Annotated in this window: 19 protein-coding genes; 7 read left to right on the top strand and 12 right to left on the bottom strand. The window is 71.9% G+C overall.

Annotated features, from left to right (window positions below):
• Window positions 1–145 precede the first annotated feature (145 nt).
• From ACFVQ0_RS00840 to ACFVQ0_RS00825, 4 genes are all read right to left on the bottom strand, one after another.
• Window positions 146–1,396, bottom strand: coding sequence for a GAF domain-containing protein (locus ACFVQ0_RS00840; RefSeq protein WP_390083216.1), 1,251 nt, complete (start codon window positions 1,394–1,396; stop codon window positions 146–148).
• A 118-nt stretch (window positions 1,397–1,514) separates the two neighbouring features.
• Window positions 1,515–2,108, bottom strand: coding sequence for an N-acetylmuramoyl-L-alanine amidase (locus ACFVQ0_RS00835; protein WP_390083214.1), 594 nt, complete (start codon window positions 2,106–2,108; stop codon window positions 1,515–1,517).
• A 415-nt stretch (window positions 2,109–2,523) separates the two neighbouring features.
• On the bottom strand, window positions 2,524–4,050 hold the full coding sequence (locus ACFVQ0_RS00830; protein ID WP_390083212.1) for an SWF or SNF family helicase: 1,527 nt from the start codon (window positions 4,048–4,050) through the stop codon (window positions 2,524–2,526).
• Window positions 4,047–6,959 carry a DEAD/DEAH box helicase gene (locus ACFVQ0_RS00825; protein ID WP_390083211.1) on the bottom strand — a complete coding sequence of 971 codons (2,913 nt, stop codon included), beginning with the start codon at window positions 6,957–6,959 and terminating at the stop codon, window positions 4,047–4,049. The genes ACFVQ0_RS00830 and ACFVQ0_RS00825 overlap by 4 nt, the downstream gene beginning before the upstream one ends.
• Before the next feature lie 256 nt (window positions 6,960–7,215).
• On the opposite strand from ACFVQ0_RS00825, the gene ACFVQ0_RS00820 reads away from it, so the two are divergent.
• Window positions 7,216–8,277 (top strand): fatty acid desaturase family protein, encoded by a 1,062-nt coding sequence (locus ACFVQ0_RS00820; RefSeq protein WP_390083209.1) that lies wholly within the window; start codon window positions 7,216–7,218, stop codon window positions 8,275–8,277.
• 96 nt (window positions 8,278–8,373) lie between these two features.
• Entirely contained in the window at window positions 8,374–8,556 is a 183-nt protein-coding gene (locus ACFVQ0_RS00815) for a hypothetical protein (RefSeq protein WP_024489709.1), read from the top strand.
• A gap of 78 nt (window positions 8,557–8,634) precedes the next feature.
• On the opposite strand, the gene ACFVQ0_RS00810 is transcribed toward ACFVQ0_RS00815, so the two are convergent.
• Together ACFVQ0_RS00810 and ACFVQ0_RS00805 are read right to left on the bottom strand one after the other, a co-directional pair.
• Entirely contained in the window at window positions 8,635–9,582 is a 948-nt protein-coding gene (locus tag ACFVQ0_RS00810; protein ID WP_390083207.1) for a hypothetical protein, read from the bottom strand.
• A 125-nt stretch (window positions 9,583–9,707) separates the two neighbouring features.
• The gene (locus ACFVQ0_RS00805; RefSeq protein ID WP_390085315.1) at window positions 9,708–10,007 is read right to left on the bottom strand and encodes a hypothetical protein; all 300 of its coding nucleotides are present in this window, start codon (window positions 10,005–10,007) and stop codon (window positions 9,708–9,710) included.
• 172 nt (window positions 10,008–10,179) lie between these two features.
• Between ACFVQ0_RS00805 and ACFVQ0_RS00800 the strand changes: the two genes are divergently transcribed.
• Entirely contained in the window at window positions 10,180–11,082 is a 903-nt protein-coding gene (locus tag ACFVQ0_RS00800) for an oxygenase MpaB family protein (RefSeq protein WP_390083205.1), read from the top strand.
• A 25-nt stretch (window positions 11,083–11,107) separates the two neighbouring features.
• On the opposite strand, the gene ACFVQ0_RS00795 is transcribed toward ACFVQ0_RS00800, so the two are convergent.
• The 3 genes from ACFVQ0_RS00795 to tatA form a co-directional block, all read right to left on the bottom strand.
• Window positions 11,108–11,707 (bottom strand): class I SAM-dependent methyltransferase, encoded by a 600-nt coding sequence (locus ACFVQ0_RS00795; RefSeq protein WP_390083203.1) that lies wholly within the window; start codon window positions 11,705–11,707, stop codon window positions 11,108–11,110.
• A gap of 158 nt (window positions 11,708–11,865) precedes the next feature.
• Entirely contained in the window at window positions 11,866–12,441 is a 576-nt protein-coding gene (locus ACFVQ0_RS00790) for a TerD family protein (RefSeq protein WP_073733877.1), read from the bottom strand.
• Window positions 12,442–12,583: 142 nt separating this feature from the next.
• Entirely contained in the window at window positions 12,584–12,748 is a 165-nt protein-coding gene (tatA, locus tag ACFVQ0_RS00785) for a Sec-independent protein translocase subunit TatA (RefSeq protein WP_073734671.1), read from the bottom strand.
• Between the two features lie 203 nt (window positions 12,749–12,951).
• On the opposite strand from tatA, the gene ACFVQ0_RS00780 reads away from it, so the two are divergent.
• Window positions 12,952–14,436 carry an LCP family protein gene (locus tag ACFVQ0_RS00780; protein WP_390083201.1) on the top strand — a complete coding sequence of 495 codons (1,485 nt, stop codon included), beginning with the start codon at window positions 12,952–12,954 and terminating at the stop codon, window positions 14,434–14,436.
• Between the two features lie 16 nt (window positions 14,437–14,452).
• Here ACFVQ0_RS00780 and ACFVQ0_RS00775 read toward each other — a convergent pair whose 3' ends face one another.
• From ACFVQ0_RS00775 to ACFVQ0_RS00765, 3 genes are read right to left on the bottom strand one after another with little or no spacing between them, the layout of a single operon-like run.
• Window positions 14,453–15,040: a GNAT family N-acetyltransferase gene (locus ACFVQ0_RS00775; protein WP_390083200.1), complete on the bottom strand. Its 588-nt coding sequence runs from the start codon at window positions 15,038–15,040 to the stop codon at window positions 14,453–14,455.
• Window positions 15,037–17,760: a magnesium-translocating P-type ATPase gene (gene mgtA, locus ACFVQ0_RS00770; protein ID WP_390083198.1), complete on the bottom strand. Its 2,724-nt coding sequence runs from the start codon at window positions 17,758–17,760 to the stop codon at window positions 15,037–15,039. Before mgtA ends, ACFVQ0_RS00775 begins: the two co-directional genes overlap by 4 nt.
• Entirely contained in the window at window positions 17,744–18,109 is a 366-nt protein-coding gene (locus ACFVQ0_RS00765) for a metalloregulator ArsR/SmtB family transcription factor (protein WP_073733875.1), read from the bottom strand. Before ACFVQ0_RS00765 ends, mgtA begins: the two co-directional genes overlap by 17 nt.
• Window positions 18,110–18,369: 260 nt before the next feature.
• On the opposite strand from ACFVQ0_RS00765, the gene ACFVQ0_RS00760 reads away from it, so the two are divergent.
• The 3 genes from ACFVQ0_RS00760 to ACFVQ0_RS00750 all read left to right on the top strand — a co-directional run bounded on the left by ACFVQ0_RS00760 (window position 18,370) and on the right by ACFVQ0_RS00750 (window position 20,642).
• Window positions 18,370–18,783: a roadblock/LC7 domain-containing protein gene (locus ACFVQ0_RS00760; protein WP_390083196.1), complete on the top strand. Its 414-nt coding sequence runs from the start codon at window positions 18,370–18,372 to the stop codon at window positions 18,781–18,783.
• A 148-nt stretch (window positions 18,784–18,931) separates the two neighbouring features.
• Window positions 18,932–20,182, top strand: coding sequence for a DUF6397 family protein (locus ACFVQ0_RS00755; RefSeq protein ID WP_390083194.1), 1,251 nt, complete (start codon window positions 18,932–18,934; stop codon window positions 20,180–20,182).
• The gene (locus ACFVQ0_RS00750; protein ID WP_390083192.1) at window positions 20,154–20,642 is read left to right on the top strand and encodes a GNAT family N-acetyltransferase; all 489 of its coding nucleotides are present in this window, start codon (window positions 20,154–20,156) and stop codon (window positions 20,640–20,642) included. Before ACFVQ0_RS00755 ends, ACFVQ0_RS00750 begins: the two co-directional genes overlap by 29 nt.
• The last annotated feature ends 113 nt before the right edge of the window (window positions 20,643–20,755 follow it).

The raw sequence follows: 20,755 nt of genomic DNA, 5'->3' as shown, positions 1-20,755 counted from the left end.
AGGGCTGTCCCGCAATTCCTGGTGGATCAGCGCGCGGCGTCGGATGCGGTGCATCGCAAGGCGGAGGGGTCCCGTGCCGTTCAGGCTACGGGGGAGAGATGCCGTAGCGGTCGTCGCGCGCCCGCCAGGAATTGCGGGACAGCCCTTAGCGCAGTTCCGCGTCCAGTGACATGGCCCTGGCCAGCAGCGCCGGCCGCTGGGCCGCCGGTGCGGCCTCGGCCAGCGCCCGCCACGCGGGGAGGTCGTCCTCGCCCCACGGGCTCGATACCCAGTCCGCCAGCAGCCCGGGATCACCGCGCGCGATCAGCGCGGCCCGCAACGAGTCGTCGAGCCGGCGCCGCAGCCGTACGACCGACGGGGCCTGCGAACCCGGCAGCAGAGGGCCCGCGTAGGCGCTCATGGCCGAGGCGACCGCGCCCGAGGCCAGCCGGCGTGCGACCGTGTCGAAGTCCGCGTCGACGCGCGAGGCGAGACGGTAGGGGCGGGAGAGCAACAGGTCGGGGCCGAGCAGGCGGCGCAGCCGGGAGAGTTCCGCCCGCAGCGTCACCGGGGTCACCGACTCGTCCTCGTAGAGCTCGATGAGCAGCTCCTCGCCGCCGATGCCCCCGGGGTGCCTGGCCAGCGCCACCAGGATCTCGCTGTGCCGTGGGCTGAGGCGGAGCCCCCGGCCGGCCACGGTCAGCAGCGCCTCGTTCCTGCCGAGCGCGCTCAGCCGTACGGTGCCGGCGGCCGGGGGCGGGGCGAGCAGGGCCAGTTGGGACTCGGCGGCGCGGGCGACGGCCTGCACGAACGCCAGGCTGTGCGGATGCGCGAGACCGTTCCCGCCGGTGATGTCGACCGCGCCCAGTACCCGTCCGGTGTGCGGGTCGTGCAGGGGCGCGGCCGCGCACGTCCACTGCTGCACCGGGCGCAGGAAGTGCTCGGCCGCGAACACCTGGACCGGGCGGTCCACGGCGATGGCCGTCCCCGGCGCGTTGGTCCCGGCGACGGACTCCGCCCAGCGGGCGCCCTCCACGAAGTTCATCCGCCCGGCCCGCCGTCGGGTCACCGGGTGCCCCTCGACCCAGAGCAGCCTCCCGTGCGCGTCGCACACCGCCAGCAGGTGCTCCCCGTCCGTCGCGTAGGCGCTCATCAGCTCCCGGATCACCGGCATGGCACGGGCGAGCGGATGGGACTCCCGGTACGGGCCGACGTCGTCGGCGTCCAGATCGACCAGCGCGGCGCCGTCCGGGCAGACGCGGGCCCGCGCCGAGCGGCGCCAGGACTCACCCACCACCGGGCGGACCGGCCGCTCCAGGCGGCCGGCCGCGGTGAACACCTCGTGCGCGTGGCGCAGTTCGCCGAGCCGTTCACCGGGGTCCGCGTCGGCTGCCAGGGCCAACCAGGGGTCCGTCAAATCACCCTCCCGTCCAGGGGCGCCGTACACCCCCCATCGTCGTCGCACCGGACGCCTGCGACAACCGTGGTGCGGAGAGCAATCGGCCGGCCCTGAGCCGGGGCCGTCCGGCCGTCGGTCAGCCCGTTCCGAGAAGGTTGACGAGGCGGATGTACCGGACCCAGTCCCAGTTCGGACCCGGATCGGTGTGGTCGGTACCCGGGACCTGTACATGGCCGAGGATGTGCGCGCGGTCCTTGGGGATGCCGTAGCGGTCGCAGACCGAGGCGGTCAGCAGCGCCGACTTCTCGTACATGGCGTCGGTGAAGTATTCGGGGCGGTCCACATAGCCCTCGTGCTCGATGCCGATGCTCCGGGTGTTGTAGTCCCAGTTGCCCGCGTGCCAGGCGATGTTCCGCTCCCTGACGCACTGGTCGATGTAGCCGTCCGCCGAGCGGACCACGTAGTGCGCGGAGACCTGCTTCGCCGGGTTCTGGAAGATCGCGACCGCGTCCGAGAACGTCTCCTGGGTGACATGGATGATCACGTACTGCACGGGATACGCCGAAGGGCGCGTCGAGACCGTGTAGTTGGAAGTCGAGGCGGGCACCCAGTGGGCCGACGGATAGTCCGTGTCACCGGCCGTTGCCGCCGCGGCGGCCCGAGCGGAGGCCGGGAGCAGCGTGGCCGCGGCCGTGGCCACCGCGCCCTGAAGGATCCTTCTCCGGTGCATGTGTACTCCAGCTGTGAGTGGGGGAGCAGTCCGGGGTTTTGTCCGAGGTGGCAGGAGACCGTGTGTCCGGGGCGGCGGACCACCGTGGGGGAGGCTGCCTTCCGCCGGGTTCCCGGGTCCCCGGGTCCCCGGGTTCCCGGGTCCCCGGGTTCTTGGGCATCGGGTCGGGGGTCGGTATCTCCTGTCCGATGGCCGGAACGCGTTGTCCGATGTACGGCCGAGCGGCTCGCGCGCCCCACGGTACGGGGGCCGCGCGAGCGGCGGAAGACGGCACGAGGGCGAATCCACGCTCGGTCGGGTGACAGGCGGGATGAATCTCCGCGGTGGCCGCAGAAGCAAGGGGCGATGGCAGGGGCGATGGCAGCGGCGGCGGCCGGGGGTGATGCGCCTGCCCACGGCCGCCAGTGAGGTTCCGTCAGATCTGGCCCCGGCTTGCTTCGCCCGGACCCGCCTCGCTCCGACCGGTGTCGCTCCGACCCGCCTCGCTCTGGTCCGCGCCGGCCAGGGCCGCCGCCGGATCGTCGTCGGCGGGGCCGACCGGGGTCCACCGGCCGCTCTCCTTGCGGTACGGGTACCAGCGCCCGTCCCGTCCGTAGCGGAGCTGGAGCGCGCCGTCCACCGATGTCCAGCGGTTGTGCTCGGCCCGCAGCCGGGGTGCCTCGTCCTCGTCCCAGGCGGCGGCGAGCCGCGTCCTGGCGTGGGCCAGTGACGCCGCGTCCGGTGTCCACTGCTCGTCGAGGACGGAGAGCGCCGCCGCGCCGCCGTACCGCCAGGCACGGACCGCGATCCGCAGGCCGGCCGGTCCGCGCCCCGACGCGGTCGCCAGCCGGGTCGCGATCCACGGCTCGGGACGCGCGGTGGCGGCCAGCCGTACCGCGTCCTGTTCCGGCGTCAGCGCGGCCGGGACAGGCTGTAGTCCGTGGCCCGGTGACAGCGCGTCCGCGAGCATCCGGTGCGCGCGTGCGGCGCTGTCCGTCGCCAGCATCTCCAGCGCCGTCGGGTCCACGCCGGGCTCCGGGTCGGTCTCCGTGTCCAGCGAGGGTGACACGCCGGCCTCCGCGGGAAGGGCCGGGGGAGGGGGCAGCGGCGGGAGGATGTCGCCCGCCGCGTGCGCCTCCGCCGCCGGGATTCCGCGCACGGCCGGGCCCGCGGGCCCGGCGGCCGTCGCGTCGGAGGGCCCGGACGGCTCGTGTCCCGCGGCGCGGGCGGTGATCCGCACCTGGAGCTCGTCGAGCAGCCGGCGTTCGCCGCGTCCGCGCATCAGCAGCAGGACGAACGGGTCCTGGTCAAGCAGCCGCGCGACCTGGTAACAGAGCGCGGCGGTGTGCGGGCAGTGGTCCCAGGCCTCGCAGGTGCACTCCGGATCGAGGTCGCCGATGACCGGGAGCAGTTCCACGCCCGCCGCGGAGGCGTCCTCGACCAGATGTGGCGGCATCTCGCGGTCGAGCAGCGCCGCGATGTGCCCGGCCCGGTCGACCGCCATGTCCAGGAACCGGTCCCACTGCTCCTCGCTCAGCTCCTGGAGCAGCACGTCACTGCGGTACGCGCTCGTGTCCCGGTCCTGCACCACAGCCGTGATCCGGCCGGGCCGCACGGACACCACCCCGACGCCGCCCTCACGGGCGAGCCGGCGCCCCTTCTTGAGCTGCTGGCCGTCCAGCGCGGTGTCCTCCAGCGCCTTCAGCCAGGCCCGGCCCCACCAGGACTCGGCGAAAGCGCGCCCGCTCGCGGGCGGCAGCGCGGCGAAGGTGCGCTCCTGCGAGGGGGGCGGGGGAGCCGTTCCGTCCCGCCCGCCGCTCTCGTAGGCGTCGTTCTCCTCGTACGGGCCGGAGTACTCGTCGGAGCCGTATCCGCCGGAGCCGTAGCCATCGGAGCCGTATCCGTCCGTTTCATCTCTGTCCGGCCCGTATGCGCCGGGCTCGTACTCGTATCCGTTGCTCATCGTGCGCCCCCTCGCAGCTCGACCAGGTCGGCCAGTTCCGCGTCGCTGAGTTCGGTCAGGGCGCTCTCGCCGGAACCGAGGACCGCGTCCGCGAGCCCCTGCTTACGGGCCAGCATCCCGGCGATCCGGTCCTCGATGGTGCCCTCGGCGATCAGCCGGTGTACCTGCACCGGCTGCGTCTGCCCGATGCGGTACGCACGGTCGGTGGCCTGGGCCTCCACCGCCGGGTTCCACCAGCGGTCGAAGTGCACCACGTGGCCCGCCCGGGTGAGGTTGAGCCCGGTACCGGCCGCCTTGAGCGACAGCAGGAAGACCGGGGCCTCGCCCGCCTGGAAACGGTTCACCATTTCCTCCCGCGCGGTGACCGGAGTCCCGCCGTGCAGGAACTGGGTACGGACCCCGCGCGCCGCCAGGTGCTGTTCGAGGAGCCGGGCCATCTGTACGTACTGGGTGAACACCAGGACGGCCGCGCCCTCCGCGAGAATGGTGTCCAGGAGCTCGTCGAGCAGCTCCAGCTTTCCCGAACGCCCCGCGATCTGCGGCTCGTCCTCCTTGAGGTACTGCGCGGGATGGTTGCAGATCTGTTTGAGCGCGGTCAACAGCTTCACCACCAGGCCGCGCCGGGCGATGCCGTCTGCTGCGGAGATCGCCGCCAGGGTCTCGCGGACCACCGCCTCGTACAGGCCCGCCTGTTCGGCCGTCAGGGAGACCGCGCGGTCCGTCTCGGTCTTCGGCGGCAGCTCCGGAGCGATGCCCGGATCGGACTTGCGCCGGCGCAGCAGGAACGGACGCACCAGCGCGCCGAGCCGTTCGGCCGCCGCCGGGTCGCTGCCGTCCTCCACCGCTCGCGCGTACCGGGTACGGAACGTGCCCAGCCGGCCGAGCAGACCCGGGGTCGTCCAGTCGAGGATCGCCCACAGTTCGGAGAGGTTGTTCTCCACCGGAGTGCCGGTGAGGGCGACCCGGGCCCGCGCGCCGATCGTGCGCAACTGCTTGGCCGTCGCCGAGTACGGGTTCTTCACGTGCTGCGCCTCGTCGGCGACGACCATGCCCCACCGGGTGGCCGCGAGCTTGGGCGCGTCCAGCCGCATCGTCCCGTACGTCGTGAGGACGAACTCGCCGTCGGGGAGGTCCTCCAGACTCCGTGCGCCGCCGTGGAAGCGGCGCACCGGGGTGCCGGGGGCGAACTTCTCGATCTCCCGCTGCCAGTTGCCCATCAGGGAGGTCGGGCAGACGACCAGGGTGGGGCCCGCGGCCGATTCGACGGTCTGGCGGTGCAGATGCAGCGCGATCAGGGTGATGGTCTTGCCGAGCCCCATGTCGTCCGCGAGGCAGCCACCGAGTCCGAGCGAGGTCATCGTGTGCAGCCAGTTCAGGCCACGGAGCTGGTAGTCGCGCAGGGTCGCGGTGAGCGCCGCGGGCTGGCCGAGCGCGGGCTCGCCGTCCTGCGTCTGCCGGGACTCCGGATCGGCGACCCGCTGTCGCAGGGTCTCCAGCCAGCCGGTGGCCCGGACCTCGACCCGGCGGCCGCCGACCTCGGTGGAGCCGGTCAGTACCGCCCCGAGCGCGTCGATGGGGGTGACCTTGCGGTCCTGGGTCTCCCGGGCGCGACGCACCTCTTCGGGATCGATCAGCACCCACTGGTCGCGCAGCCGCACCAGCGGCCGGCCCGCCTCGGCCAGCCGGTCCAGCTCGGCGCGGCTGAGGCTCCGGTCGCCGAGCGCGAACCTCCAGTCGAAGGCGAGCAGGGAGTCCGCCGACAGGAGCGGCGCGGTGTCGGAGCCGGTACGGGCACTTGGCCGGAAACCGTCCGGGCCGGCACTGTCGTGCTCGTCGTCGGGCGGACCGATCACGGCACGCGCCGTGAGCTTGCGGGCCAGCTCCCTGGGCCAGTGCACCTGCACGCCCGTCGCGGCGAGCGCCCGTGAGGCGGGGCCGAGCAGTTCTCCGATCTCCTCGTCGGCCGGTTCCACGGCGTCCGGCACGGCGGCCGACAGCAGCGGGGTGAGAGGCGGCCAGGCGCGGGCGGCCCGGCGCAGCATCAGCAGGGCGTCCATCCGGGCCTTCGGGCCGAGGGCGGCGGCGGCCGGTCCGTTGCCCGTCCAGATCAGGGCGGCATCGGTGACCAGCGTGGGGTCGCTGACGCTGTGGATCTGCGGCACCACCCGGAAGGACGGGCCGGACAGCCGGCCACCGGTCCCCTCGTCGGCCCGGTCGAGCCCGGACACCTCCACGCGCAGCGAGAGCCGGACACCCGCGTCATGACCGGCCGCGACATCCGCGGCCCAGGCGCGGTGGTCCGGCAGCCGCCGCGGAGTGTCCGCGGTGAAGGCCGGGCCACCGTTGGCGAGGGCCGCGGCGGGCGTGCGCGGCAGGCCGTCGGCCACCGCGTCGAGGAACGCCCGTACCAGCCACTCCGGTTCGGGCAGCAGGAGTGGCTCGGCAGTCGCATCCAGCGGAACGGCGTGGGCACTTGGCGGCATGGAGGCGGCCAGGGCGCGGATCCGGTCCTGATCGTCCGCGGAGAGCGGTCCGGCCCGCCATGCGTCCTGGTCCGTGGTGCTCAGCCCCGGCAACAGCAGCCCACGCGCGGTGAACTGAAGGGACACCAGCCCGGCCGCGCCCCAGAAGGCGGCCGACGCGGAGGCGTGCGCGGAGGCCCGTGCGCGGGTCAGTACCGGCAGGGCGTCCCGCACGGGGAGGAGTCGCGCCGGTACTTCGTACGGCTCGGCGTCGGCGCCGGTCACGGTCAGGTCCTCGACGGTCCCCGGCCCATCGGGCGGACTGCTACCGTCTGGGCACCAGAAGGCGACGCGTCCGGTCCGGGAGGGATCCGCGGGCAGGAACACCACGGAACAGCCGATGAGTGCGGAGATCTCGGAGAGCGTTGCTGCGGGGAGGCTGTGCACAGCGATGTCAGATTCCTCAAATTTGACTAGTTGGCTGAGGTCGCCGAGGGTACTCCATCGCATCCCGCGACGGGGCTAGTCGCCGCATGTTTTAGATCACACACCTGTGTCCGGTATGTCGGTCAGGTGTAGCCAGCCCCCCTCCGGAATGAGGGGGCTGGCACCAGGAAACCTCGGGTGGTGGCTCCATGGCTGCCGTATATCTGCGACCCGTACGTTTCATCAGGTCAGCGCATCCCTTAAGACCGGAGACATCATGCCTCAGGCCGCAACCACCGTCGCGGAACGAACCCGTGACGGTGCCGGAAGTGCCGGAAGTGTCGGAAGTACAGGAAGCGACTTCGCGCCACTGCTGCGGGCCGTCAAGGGGCAAGGGCTCCTCGAACGCCGCACCGGTTGGTACGCGGCCGGCATCGCCGCCAATCTGTTCGCGCTGGGTGCCGTGCTCACGGGCATGTTCCTCCTCGGTAACACCTGGTGGACCCTGCTGCTCGCGCTGCCCCTGGCCATCTTCTGGTCCCGCACCGCGTTCGTCGGTCACGACGCCGGACACGCCCAGATATCCGGCGACCGCAGGGCGAGCCGGGCCATCGGCCTGGTGCACGCCAACCTGTTCCTCGGCATGAACGAAGCCTGGTGGAACGACAAGCACGTACGCCACCACGCCAACCCCAACCACGTGGACAAGGACCCCGACGTCGGCGTCGGCGCCCTCGTCTGGACGCAGAAGCAGGCCGCACAGCGCGAGGGCTTCGCCCGCTGGCTGACCCGCAACCAGGCCCGGCTGTTCTTCCCGATGCTGCTCCTGGAGGGCATCGCTCTGAAGGTCTCCGGCTTCCAGTACCTGCGACACCAGCCCGCACGCGAGCGCGCCCTCTCCGCCCTGCTGCTCGTCGCCCACCTCGGCCTCTACGCGGCGCTGCTGCTGACCGTCATGTCACCGGGCAAGGCCGTCGTCTTCGCTCTCGTGCACCACGCGCTCTTCGGTCTCCACCTGGGCATGGCCTTCGCCCCGAACCACAAGGGCATGGAGATGCCCGACCCGGACGGAGACCGCTGGGGACACCTGCAGCGCCAGGTCCTCACCTCGCGCAACGTCCGGGGCGCCGCCCTCACCGACTGGTTCCTCGGCGGGCTCAACTACCAGATCGAGCACCACCTCTTCCCGAGCATGCCCCGCCCGCATCTGCGGCTGGCGCAGCCCCTGGTCAAGGCCCACTGCGAGGCGCTCGGCATGCCGTACGCGGAAACCGGACTCATCGAGTCCTACCGCCAGGCGCTTGAGCACATGCACGAGGTCGGCGCACCGCTCAGGTGACCGTTTCCGACGGGTTCGGGGCAGGCTGGAACCGATGGGCACGCACAGGCGTTCTCACAGCAGGAGCGGCCGCTGGCCGCGAAGGAGGCATGGACGATGTCGAACAGCGCAAAGATCGCAATCGGGGGAGTCGTCGTCGCGGTCGTCCTGATGCCGTTCATCGGGTTCTGGCTGTCACTGCTGGTGCTCATCGGAGTTCCCGCGATCGCCTACCTGGCACTGGACCCCAGCCAGCGGCGCAGGCTCCGCAGGATCAGCCGTAAGGAGATCGGCCGCTGAGCGGTGCCGGGCCCCCGATCGGAGGGGCCCGGGGCGGCCCGCAGCCGCCCGGCATGAGGCGTCAGCGCCCGGGGCGCCTCAGGAGGGCCGTACCGCCAGCGTGTCCAGTGCCTTGAGCAGGCCGGGCAGAGCGGTGCCGCGCCGGACCGGCAGTATCTCGCCCGGCATCTCGTCCAGCAGCAGAAACGCCATGTCGTCGGTCCTGGCCACCATGGACCAGCCGGGGCCGTCGGCCCGGATCGTCCGGGCGTCCCCCGGCGCGAACGAGGACCGGACCCGGCCGGGCGGCGGCGGGTCGTCGACGTAGGCGCGGGCTTCGGCCAGAGCCCGCCGGACACCGGGATGCGTCCCGGAGGGGGCGGAGTCCGCCCCCTCCGGGACGACGCCCTCGCGGCCCGTGGAGTCGGGGTCCGGGCTTTCGGTGTCTTCGGTGCGGGCCTCCGCGTCCGCATCGTCCGCACCGGATGCCTCGACATCCCCGGTGGTCTCGTCCGGAACCGCGTCCCCCTTCGCCGGGAGCGCGGTCTCGTCGTTGATCTGTTCGCGCCAGTCCGCCCACTGCGATGCGACCGCGTCCGCGCCCAGCCGGCGCTGGGCCGGGCCCCACGCATCGGGGTCCGGCGGAGCCAGCGGAGGCAGCTCCCCGCCGTCCGCCCCGGGATCGGGGGCGGGGTCGTGCGGAGCGGCCAGGCCGGGCGCGGCGACCGCCACGGCGAGCGGCCAGCCGGGAAGAGCGCGGACCACCGAGTGTTCGTCGGGGGACAGGTCATACTCCATGCCGCAGTCCCAGGACGCTATCGCCACGGCTACCAGGGACACGTCATCGATGACGACGGTCCATCTGGCCCCGTCGCCGTCCTGACCCATGACCAGCCCGTACCCCGTGGCGTAAGGATCGAGACCGAGTGCCGCGCAGGCCGCCGGATAGTCGTCGCCGAGCACGCTCGGGAACTGCGCTGGGGTCAGCAGGACCGCAGTCAGTACGTACAGTGCGTCATCGGCGACTGCGTTGTCCGTCCCGGTCACTGCACCCTCCTCGTCCGTCATGGTTGTCCGTCGGCGCACCTTAACCAGTGGGTAACCTGCTCGTCGAGGCCCTGACAAGGCGGAGTCACTGGTGGCCCGGTGCCGGTGAGCCGAGGACGGAACGCCTACTCGCCGGTCAGTCCGAGGAGATCGCGGGCCACCGCTTCGGGTGATTCGCCGCGCTCACGGGCGAGGGCGATGACCGCCCGGCAGGCCAGTTCTCCGACGCCGAAGGAGAGCGCTTCCGGCGACACCCAGCCGCTCGCCTCGTCCATCCGCTCCTGGTCGTCCTCCGCCGACGCCGCGACGAACGTGGCCGCCGCGTCGAACAGATTGTGCTGCCGGCGCTCCGGCGCCTTGGTGGCACCACCGGGCCGGCCGTCCTTGCGGCCCGGGTTCACGGCTCTGCGGAGTATGCCGAACATGTCGGTCATGGGGACCGCCCTTCCTGGATATGTATGTGCCCGACAGGCGTCGTGCGCACGCGGGAGGATGTGCCGCGCGTGCACGGCGTTCCCTGCCCTGCGCGTGTACTCACGGTCCTGCCCGCGCACGTAGGGTTGGACACGTGACCCGGACAGCGAGGGGGACGGTGCGGTGAAGCGCTACGACCGGCTGAAGGATATCCAACGCCTCGATCCGGACCGGGACTTCCTGGAGATCTACCGGATCACGGCGACGTACGAATTCCCCTGGGACATCACCCGCGCCCTGGAACTCGCCCTGTACCGGACGTATGCCGTCCCCAGCATCGGCCGACTGCTCGCCGAGACGGCGGAGCTGACGGACCGTTCGCAGAAGCGCTACGACGACACCGCGCTCCTTCTGGACGCGGTGGTCGAGCACGGTTTCGACAGCGTCCCCGGACGTACGGCCATCCGCCGCATCAACCAGATGCACCGCAGCTACGACATCGGCAACGACGACATGCGCTATGTGCTGTGCACCTTCGTCGTCACTCCGAAGCGATGGCTGGACGCCTACGGCTGGCGGCGGCTGTCCGCGCACGAGAAGGCGGCATGCGCCGCCTACTACCGGACCCTGGGCGCGCACATGGGGATCAAGGACCTGCCGCACACGTACGAGGACTTCGAGCGGGCCCTCGACGCCTACGAGCAGGAGCACTTCGGCTGGGACGAGGGGGCGCGCGAGGTATCGGACGCCACGCTGGCGCTGATGGCCTCCTGGTACCCGCGCCCCCTCGCCCGGTTGGTGCGCGGAGCGAGCCTCGCGCTGCTGGACGACTCGCTGCTACGGGCCTTCCGCTACGAACGCCCGGGACCGGTGGCACGCGGGCTCACCCGGGGCGCCCTGCGGCTGAGGGCCCGCGCGGTGCGGCTGCTGCCGCCTCGCGCCACCCCGCACTACGCCCGCCAGAATCCCGAGATCAAGGGGTATCCGGGCGGCTACGAGGTGTCCGGACTCGGTACGTATCCCACGCCCGGCCTCGGCGGCTGCCCGGTCCGGCACCTGAGCCGTCCGGACGCCCCGGCCGAGTGAGTCGTCCGCCCGGTGCGCGGGGGGATCAGCTCACCCGTTCGGCCAGGGCGAGGAAGCGGGCCTCCTCGTCGAGGTACGTGTTCAGCCGCCAGCCCGAACGGGCCAGCAGCGGGGCGAGGTTGGGCTCCGCCCGCAGATCGTCGTCGGTGAGTGTGCGGCGGTGCCGTGCGGCCAGCGCCGCCCTGCCGATGGGATGGAACAGCGCCAGCCGCCCGCCCGGCCGCACCACCCGGGCGAGTTCCGCCAGGTTCCGTTCCGGTTGCGGCAGATGTGCGATCAGCCCGGCCGCGAACACCGCGTCGAGCGCCCGCGTCCGGACCGGCAGCCGGGCGGCGTCGGCCTGGATCAGCAGCCCGTCGCGGTCGCGGCCCGCGCGCGCCGCTGCCTCCAGCATGGCCGCGGTGAGGTCGGCGCCCAGCACGGTGCCCCCGGAGCCGACCGCGGAACGGAGGGCGGGCAGTGCCCGCCCCGTACCGCAGCCCGCGTCGAGCACGGCGTCGCCCGCGCGCAGGCCCATGGCGGAGACCGCCGAGGCGAAGGTCGGTCCGTCGTCGGGAAAGCGGGCGTCCCAGTCCGCGGCGCGGGCGCTGAAGAAGTCCTGTACGTGCCTGTGGTCATCGGCCATACGGACATGATCGCGTAACCGCTCCTCGCGGCAGTGCCCTGGATCGGCCGCGGCCGGCGGAAACGGGCCCGGCCCGCACTCCGCAGGCGGGAGAGCGGGCCGGGACCCGTACGCATTCGGTCACCGAGCCGGCGAGGCCGGTCACCGTGCCGAAGAGGTCAGACGTTGACGCCGTAGTCGGAGGCGATACCCGCCAGGCCGGAGGCGTACCCCTGGCCGACCGCGCGGAACTTCCACTCCGCCCCGTGCCGGTACAGCTCGCCGAACACCATGGCCGTCTCCGTCGACGCGTCCTCGCTGAGGTCGTAACGGGCGAGCTCGACCCCGTTGGCCTGGTTCACCACGCGGATGAACGCGTTGCGCACCTGGCCGAAACTCTGCCCCCGGCTCTGCGCGTCATGGATGGAGACGGGGAAGACGATCTTCGCGACATCCGCCGGGACACCCGCCAGGTCCACGTTGATGGACTCGTCGTCGCCCTCACCCTCACCCGTCAGGTTGTCACCGGTGTGCTGGACCGAACCATCGGGGCTGTTGAGGTTGTTGTAGAAGACGAAGTGAAGGTCGGAGAGGACCTTGCCGGTCTCCGAGCACAGCAGCGCGCTGGCGTCGAGGTCGTGATCGGCGCCCGTCGTCGTCCGTACGTCCCAGCCCAGGCCGACCGTCACCGCGGTCAGGCCGGGTGCCTCCTTCGACAAGGAGACATTGCCGCCCTTGGCCAGGGTCACACCCATGAACTTCCTCCAATGATCCAGTGATCCGTTGATCAGTGCTTCTTCGGCCGTCATCGAGTTGAACGACGGCCCGTCCTCTGCGGTTCCCCGATTGCGCAAGCCGTGAAGTGGGGAGGCGCCGCAGAGTCCGTGGCCGCTCCGCTCACTGAGGCGATTCTTCCTTCATGGCCTTCGCCTCACTCTTCAGGATCCGCATGGATTTGCCCAGGGCGCGCGCGGTGTCCGGCAGTTTCTTCGCGCCGAACAGCATCACCACGACCAGCGCGATGATCAGCAGGTGCCAGGGTTCGAGGCCGTTGCGCAGCATGCGCTCCACGCCCTTTCTTCGGGTGTCTTCCGGTCAATGATTCCGGCAGGTGTTCGTGGACACTGGATGAGGCCGACCATGGACAGGTCCGGTGATCCAGTGATCCATTCGGACGCGAACACTTGCTACATTGCGCAACTGTACAACCATGCGTGGGCGGTGCGAGTCCGACTCCATGGAAGCCGGACGAACTGGGGTGCGACATGGCGGGCAGTCACAAAGGCAAGGGGACAGGGCGACGTGGGAGCCGCCTGCGGCGGACGGGCCTGTTCGGGCTCTCGCTCCTCGTGCTGCTGGTCGCCGGGGTCGGCTGGGGGTACCTCAAGCTGAACGGCAGCATCGACACGTTCAGCGCCGACGGAATCTCCGGCGACCGCCCGCCCGACACGTCCGAGGGGCAGAACGTCCTGGTGATCGGATCGGACTCACGCGCGGGCGCCAACAGCGGGCTCGGCGGCGGCACGGGCGACGTGGGGCGCTCCGACACCGCGTTCCTGCTCCACGTCTACGCCGACCACGAACACGCCGTCGCGGTGTCCATCCCACGCGACACCCTGGTCTCCATCCCGGCCTGCAAGAAGCCCGACGGCAGCTGGACGGCACCGCAGCGGAACACCATGTTCAACGCGGCGTTCTCGGTGGGGGAGACGGCCGAGGGCAACCCCGCCTGCACCCAGAACACCGTCGAACACCTCACCGGACTGCGGGTCGACCACACCATCGTGGTCGACTTCGCCGGGTTCTCCGCGCTGACCTCGGCCGTCGGGGGCATACCCGTCTGCCTGCCGCAGGACATCTACCAGCGCGACCTGAATCCCAAGCGGGCGACCCAGGGATCCCTGGTCTTCGCCAAGGGGCCGCAGTCGGTCTCCGGACAGCGGGCTCTCGACTACGTACGGATCCGGCACGGCATCGGCGACGGATCCGACATCGGGCGCATCAAGCGGCAGCAGGCCTTCGTCGGCTCCCTCGTGAAGAAGGTCAAGTCACGCGGACTGAACCCGACCACCCTGCTGCCGCTCGCCAACGCGGCCACCAAAGCGATGACCGTGGACCCGGGGCTCGGTTCGGCCGACCGGCTGCTGTCGTTCGCTATGTCGATGAAGAACGTCGACCTGCACAACACGAAGTTCGTCACCATCCCCTGGCGCTACCAGGGCGCCCGTGTAGCGATCGTGGAACCGGACGCCGACGCACTGTGGGCGTCGCTCAAGGCCGACCGCACACTCGACGGGCAGAACGCCGCAGGCAAGAAGGGAAGCGGCGGCCCGGCTTCCGGCGGGGCGTCCCCCTCTCCCACCGCTCCGGTCTCCGGCGCGGGCACCGACGTGGCCGTCTACAACGGCACCACGGTGACCGGGCTCGCGGCCAAGGCGGCGGAGCTGCTGCGCTCGCACGGCTTCACCGTCACCGGCACGGCCACAGCGAACTCCCAGGACCAGACCCGGACCCTGATCACCTACGGCCCCGGCCTCCGGGACAAGGCCGAGAACACGGCCAGGCTCTTCCAGGGAGCACACACCACGGAGTCGGCGGACGCCGGAATCCAGGTCATCGTCGGCAGCGACTACGCCCAGAACCCCGCGGCCGCCCCGGCGACACCGAAGCCCGACGCCGTACCGTCCGCCGTCGCCGGTGAAGCCCGCTCGGCCGACGACGACCTGTGCAGCGACCTCTCGTACGGCTGACCGGCCCGATGAAGGCTCAGGCCGACGGCCCGGCCGTCCGCAGCTGCAACGAGGGGTGCGGGGGCGGCGCGAAACCGAACGACTCGTAGAGTCCGGCGCCGTCCCCGGTGGCATTGAGACCGACCACGGCCGCGCGCGTCTCCTGTTCGAACCAGGTGAGCAGTGCGTCGAGGCAGGCACGGGCATGGCCGAGCCTGCGCCGCCGAGGATCGGTGCTGACGTTGGACACGTGCCCGTGCAGCCCGCTCGGGTTGGCCGGACTCGGCGCGTGCGCGTCGCACGCGCCGACCGCGCACGCCACGACGCCCAGCTCGGGATCCTCGACCAGGAACGCGGCGAACTCGTCCGAAAGCGGCATCCGGTCGGCGAACCACCGCGCGGAGGCGGCGCGCCACGGCGCGCTCTCGTCGCCGGTGTCGAGCCCCATGTCGGACAGCATCAGCGCGCGCATCCGGACCAGCGCCGGAATGTCGTCGGACGTGGCGCGCCGTACCCGTGCCGTTCGGCCGTGAGCGCCTCCGACGGTGGTTTCCGGCAGTTCCGCGCCGGGTACCGCCGCAGCCCGCGCCCCGGACCCCGTGGCGTCGTCGCTCACCGTGGTCACGAGAGCCCCCGTTTCCGTTCGTAGCGGTTGCGCGCCCCCGCCAGACCGTACGCGTACAGCGCGAGGACGCTGGCGAGCAACAGGTAGTAGAGCGGCGGCAGCGCGCTCATGCCCAGTGGCGGGCCGAGCGGTGTGAGCGGCAGCAGGACGCCGACGGCCGCCAGACCGGCCGCGGCCGCCCGCAGGGGCCCGCCGGTGCGCCCCTCCGCGGCCCGTCGGCCGGTGCGAAGCAGCAGCATCACCAGGGCCTGGGTGAGCAGGTTCTCGGTGAACCACCCGGAGTGGAAGGCCGCCTGGTCGTCCGCCCGGAAATCGTGCAGGGCAAGGGCCAGCACGGCGAAGGTCGCCAGGTCGGCGGCGGCGTTCAGCAGCCCGAACCGGGTGATGAACCGGAGGAAGTCCCTCGGGCGCAGCACCGTCGGCCGCCGCAGTACGGAGGAGGCGGGGCGGTCGAAGGCGAAGGCCAGCTGCGCCGCGTCGAAACACAGGTTCTGGACCAGGACCTGCGCCGGAAGCATCGGCAGGAACGGCAGCAGCAGACCGGCGGCCAGCATCGCGATCACGTTTCCGAGGTTCGAGGAGAGCGTGATGCGCAGATACGTGGCGATGTTGCCGCTGCTGCGCCGGCCCGCGGTGATCGCGTGGTCGATGGCGCCGAGGTCCTTCTCCGCGAGGACCACATCGGCGGTCTCCCGAGCCACGTCGACCGCGTTGCGCGGGCAGATGCCCACGTCGGCGGCGTGCAGGGCGGGCAGGTCGTTGACGCCGTCACCGAGGAACCCCGTGGTGTGCCCGGAGGTACGCAGCGCGGCGACGATCCTGGCCTTGTGGCCGGGGGTGCAGCGGGCGAACACGGTCGCGCGGTCGGCCGTGCGGGCGAGCTCCGCCCCGGTCATCGCGTCGATCTCCTCCGCGGCGACGACCTGCCCCGGATCCAGCCCGAGGTCCCGGCAGGCACGGGCCGCGGTGCCCGGATGGTCCCCGGTGAGCACCTTCACGGCGACACCGCGGCGGGCCAGCACGTCCAGCGCGTCGGCAGCGCTCGGCGTGAGCGCGTCCCGCAGGGCCACGAAGCCCAGGAAGTCGAGCCCGTGCTCGTCCGCCGGGGTGTACGTACCGAGCCGCGCGGGCCGCTCGGTACGGGCGACGGCGAGCAGCCGCAGACCTTCCGCGGCCTCCCGCGCCGCCACGCCGGCCAGCCGCTCCCGTTCCGCCGGTTCCAGTTCGCACCGCTCCAGGACGGCCTCCACGGCGCCCTTGGTGACCAGCACATGGGTGCCGAGTCCGCCGGGGAGCCGGACGACGGCGGTGGACAGACGCCGCACCGGATCGAAGGGCAGCGCGGCCACCGCGTCGTACGAGCCGACAGCGGTACGCGGGCTCCCGCCGCCGGGACCGGACTCCTCCTGCTGCTCCGAGGCGTCCAGCACGGCTTCGTCGAGGGCGTCGGGCGCCGGCAGGTCGGCGAGCTGGAGCGTCCACAGCGCGTTGACCGCCGCCCAGTGCAGTACCTGAGGATCGGGGCCCCCCGTCCGGTCGAGCGAGCGGTCGACGACGGGCCGGTCCTGGGTGAGGGTTCCGGTCTTGTCCAGGCAGAGCACATCGATCGCGCCCAGGTCGTGCAGCGCGGGCAGCCGCTTGACGATCACCCCGCTGTTCCGGGCGAGCTGCGAAGCACCCCGTGCCAGTGCCGTGGTGACGATGACCGGCAGCATCTCCGGTGTCAGCCCCACCGCCACCGCCACGGCGAAGGGCAGCGTCTCCAGCCCCCGGCCGCGCAGCGCGGCATTGGCCATCAGGACCAGCGGCGGGGTGAGCAGCATGAAGCGGATCAAGGTCCAGGAGATCCCCTGCACCGTCCGGTCGAACGCGCTGGCGCCGCGCAGGTGTGCCGAGCGGTCGTACGCGGCGGCGAACCGGGTGTCCCCACCGGTCGCGACCACCACCGCCGTGCCGCTCCCGGACGCCACACTGCTGCCCTGGAAACACAGCTGGCGCTGGGCGAACACACCCTCCGCTCCCTCGGTCACGCTGTGCAGCGCGGGCGGGGCCTGCTGCCGCCGGCCGTCGTCAGCGGGATGCTTCCCGACGGGCGCGGACTCCCCGGTGAGGGCGGACTGGTGCACGGTGAGGCCGCTCGCGCGCAACAGCTGCACGTCGGCGGGTACGAGGTCTCCGGGGCCGAGCTTGATCACATCGCCCGGCACGAGCTCACCCACCGGTACGTCGCGGGCCTGTGGCGTGGCCCCGGGCCCGCTGCGGCGCAGCACCGTGGCTGTCGTCGCGACCAGCTCGCGCAGCGCCGCGGTCGCCCGGTCGGCCCGGTGCTCCTCCGCCGAGCGCAGCAGGCAGCTGACCACCACCAGCACCAGCGTCACCGACGCCGTGCCCCACGCGTCCACCGCTGCCGAGACCAGCCCGAGGCAGAACAGAACGGAAGTGAAGGGGTCCCGCAAGGTGCGCAGGAAGCGCAGCGGCCAGGGGACCGGGCGCCACGCGGGGAGGATGTTCTCGCCGAACCGGGCCAGCCGCTCCTCCGCCTCGGCCTCGGCCAGCCCCCGGGGCCCGCTGTCCAGGGCACGCAGGACCTGGAGCGACGTCGGTGCCGCAGGCGGTCGCGGGCTGGCCGCGGAGCCGGCGGTGGTGCCGGGCATCGGTACGACGACGCCCGTTCCGTCGCCCGTTCCCGCCGCGGCAGCGTTCTCAGGCACCGAGCTCATGGAGCCGTACCGGTTGCGAGGCCGGGTACCCGGCCCGCTCCGCGAGCTGGCCGACCATGAGCCGTACGACCGTCACCACTTCTGGATCATCGACCAGGTACACCTGCCGGCGGCCCTCGCGCCTGGAGCGGACGAGACCGGCCAGCTTGAGCTTCGTCAGGTGCTGGCTCACGGACGGCAGAGTGCCGCCCACCCGCTCCGCCAGGCCCGTCACGTCACTCTCGCCCTGGGCCAGCGCCCACACGATGTGCAGCCGGGCGGGCGTCGCCAGCAGACCGAACGCGGCAGCCGCCTGGGCCAGCACCTCTGCGGGCGGATCCTGGAAACCGCCGCCGGCACCTGTCGACACTCTTTCACTCCCGTCCGCGTGGGCCGACTCCTCGCACCCGAAGGGACCAGTGTAGGCGCCGGACGCGGAGCGCCCGGGGCGAGCGGTCGTCGGTCGCGGCCCTTTGCGACAGGCCCCGGCTCGACGTCGCACTGCGCTCCGCAGACTTGGCCCGATTTCGCCCTGTCCGATCCGCGGAGGGACGCTTGCCCGGACGTGACCCGTGCGCAAGGCTTACACGTAAGTGGGGCACGGGGAACGTATGAACGGGGAGGAATGGAATGGCACTGGACAGGGGACTCGACTGGCTCCTTGACGATCTCACCAGCCGGGTGGAACAGATACGGCACGCCCTGGTGCTGTCGAACGACGGTCTGGTGACCGGAGCCAGTACAGGTCTGGCACGTGAGGACGCGGAACATCTGGCGGCGGTCTCGTCCGGCCTGCACAGCCTCGCCCGCGGATCGGGACGGCACTTCCGTGCGGGAAGGGCCCGGCAGACCATGGTGGAGTTCGACGAGGCACTGCTCTTCGTGACGGCCGCCGGGGACGGCAGCTGCCTGTGTGTGCTGAGTGAGGCCGAGGCCGATGTGGGGCAGGTGGCGTACGAGATGACGCTGCTGGTCAACAAGGTCGGGGAGCACCTCGGCGTGGCGGCGCGACAGGACGGGACCGGCGGATTCGACCGGCTCTGACGAGCCGGACGCTCGGCGCTGGCACCCCGGACCCGGTGCTCGGTTCCGCCGCCCGGCCCGGCAGTTATCCACAGGCAGGATGGCTGTCACTCCCTCTGAGCTACCTTTGGTCACAGAGAGTATTCGAATCTCACGGGGGAGAATCGTGATGCCGGTGACGGATGCGGTAGGTACGGACGGGGCTCACATGGTCGCCGCGAGCCGGGCCGCCGCGGACCTCGTTCTGAAGCGAGGAGAGTTCGAGCTTGCGGTGCACCTGGGCATCGTCCGGGTGGAGGCGCGGCGGAGCGGTGGGCGGCCCAGGGTCCGCCAGGAGGAGATCGACCGGCTCCGCTCGGAGAGCGGCTTTCCGGGGGCCCTGCGGGAGCGGGTGCGAACGGTGGGGACGGCGGAAGGCGCACGGCTGCTCGGAATCAGCCCGGTCCGCTTCACGCGGCTGGCGCGCGCGGGATGTGTCACGCCCATCGCGTTCTACCTCAACCGCTACCGGGCGGTGGTGTGGCTCTACCTCGCTCAGGAGCTGGGCGAACTGGCTGCCCGCTCGCCCGAACTGCTGCTGGGCAGGAGCCCGGTCTGGATGCGCGACCGGCTCGACTCCGGAAGGGACTGCCGCCCGCGCAACTGGCGCTCGCGGCGCATCGAACGGCTGCTGAGCCTGACCGAGGATCCCTGGGCACGCGCGGCGGTCGTGGCCGAGGCGCTCGACCCGGCCCAGCTGGCGGAAGTGGTGGACGATCCGTACGAGCGCGCCTACTTCGCCCGGGTCCGGCCCGAACCGGTATTCGGCCGGCGGGCGTCAACGGCGACGCAGGACACGATGGGGCGCCTGATGCTGGCCGACGAACCCGACGAGATCCTCTGGCGGCGGGTCAACCTCATCATGGAGCTGGACGGCGCCCGCGAGGTCCGTCAGGCGCCGCGGCCCGGTGACGAACAGCGTGCGGACCTGGAGGCGTTCGACCGGCCGCCGATGGCAGCCGTGCCGATCGATCGGCCTGACCCGGGCGACCCGGCCGAACGAGCAGAGCCCGCTGAACGAGTAGACGTGACCGAACGCGTAGAGCCGGCCGAACGAGTAGGCGTGGCCGAACAAGTAGACGCGGCGGAGCCGGCCCAACCGACCGCGGGGGCGACCCCCCTCGGCCTGCTGGCCCGGCTCCGGCTGCGCCGGGTACGTGGCGAGCGGCGTCGTCAGGAGCGGGCACCACGCCCGGCCGGCCACTCTGCCGAGCGTCGTCCGCGCGGTGGGCACGGTTCGCGCGGCCGGAACCGTCCGCCGGCCGGTCAGCGGGTGGGCCCACGGAGGGAGGGCGTCGCGGACGGCGGGCAGGGGGTCGCGAAATGGGGCCCCGGCTGGCAGTCTTTGCGCAATGTTGATCAGGGAAGCAACCACCGGTGACTGGCCCGCTATCTGGCCGTTCTTTCACGAAATCGTCTCCGTGGGCGAGACCTTCACCTACCCCCTCGACCTCGGGGAGGAGGAGGGCAGCGAGTGGTGGCTCGTCAAGTCGCCCAGCCGTGCGGTCGTCGCCGTCGCCGACGACGGGACGGTTCTGGGTACGGCGAAGATGAACAGGAATCATATGGGCAACGGCTCGCACATCGCGAGCGCCAGCTACATGGTCGATCCCCGGCACGCCGGACGCGGCGTGGGGCGGGCCCTGTGCGAGTACACGATCGACTGGGCGCGCACGGCGGGGTTCCGGGCCATGCAGTTCAACGCCGTGGTGGAGACGAACGTCGCCGCCGTAGGGCTCTACCGCTCGCTCGGCTTCGAAGTCCTGGGCACACTGCCCGATGGATTCAACCATCCGAAGCACGGGTTCGTGGGCGTGCACATCATGCACCGACCGCTCTGACACCACCTCGAACGGTACGTTCCGGTGTCATGCGCTCACTTCGCGCCACCGGCGGACCGGCCGTCGCCCGGACCGGGCTGTCCGTGATGTCCCAACCAGCGACGATGTGCTGT

Source organism: Streptomyces sp. NPDC057900, assembly GCF_042887885.1.
Classification (GTDB): domain Bacteria; phylum Actinomycetota; class Actinomycetes; order Streptomycetales; family Streptomycetaceae; genus Streptomyces.
The sequence above is the reverse complement of the archived record's forward strand: the minus strand, read 5'-3'. Positions and strand labels throughout refer to the sequence as shown.

What these genes read in the sequence shown, in the direction of transcription:
- ACFVQ0_RS00835 (WP_390083214.1), bottom strand. Translation starts at nt 2,108, where the DNA reads ATGCACCGGAGAAGGATCCTTCAGGGCGCGGTGGCCACGGCCGCGGCC.
- ACFVQ0_RS00830 (WP_390083212.1), bottom strand. Translation starts at nt 4,050, where the DNA reads ATGAGCAACGGATACGAGTACGAGCCCGGCGCATACGGGCCGGACAGA.
- ACFVQ0_RS00820 (WP_390083209.1), top strand. Translation starts at nt 7,216, where the DNA reads ATGCCTCAGGCCGCAACCACCGTCGCGGAACGAACCCGTGACGGTGCC.
- ACFVQ0_RS00815 (WP_024489709.1), top strand. Translation starts at nt 8,374, where the DNA reads ATGTCGAACAGCGCAAAGATCGCAATCGGGGGAGTCGTCGTCGCGGTC.
- ACFVQ0_RS00805 (WP_390085315.1), bottom strand. Translation starts at nt 10,007, where the DNA reads ATGTTCGGCATACTCCGCAGAGCCGTGAACCCGGGCCGCAAGGACGGC.
- ACFVQ0_RS00795 (WP_390083203.1), bottom strand. Translation starts at nt 11,707, where the DNA reads ATGGCCGATGACCACAGGCACGTACAGGACTTCTTCAGCGCCCGCGCC.
- ACFVQ0_RS00790 (WP_073733877.1), bottom strand. Translation starts at nt 12,441, where the DNA reads ATGGGTGTGACCCTGGCCAAGGGCGGCAATGTCTCCTTGTCGAAGGAG.
- tatA (WP_073734671.1), bottom strand. Translation starts at nt 12,748, where the DNA reads ATGCTGCGCAACGGCCTCGAACCCTGGCACCTGCTGATCATCGCGCTG.
- ACFVQ0_RS00780 (WP_390083201.1), top strand. Translation starts at nt 12,952, where the DNA reads ATGGCGGGCAGTCACAAAGGCAAGGGGACAGGGCGACGTGGGAGCCGC.
- mgtA (WP_390083198.1), bottom strand. Translation starts at nt 17,760, where the DNA reads ATGAGCTCGGTGCCTGAGAACGCTGCCGCGGCGGGAACGGGCGACGGA.
- ACFVQ0_RS00760 (WP_390083196.1), top strand. Translation starts at nt 18,370, where the DNA reads ATGGCACTGGACAGGGGACTCGACTGGCTCCTTGACGATCTCACCAGC.
- ACFVQ0_RS00755 (WP_390083194.1), top strand. Translation starts at nt 18,932, where the DNA reads ATGCCGGTGACGGATGCGGTAGGTACGGACGGGGCTCACATGGTCGCC.
- ACFVQ0_RS00750 (WP_390083192.1), top strand. Translation starts at nt 20,154, where the DNA reads ATGTTGATCAGGGAAGCAACCACCGGTGACTGGCCCGCTATCTGGCCG.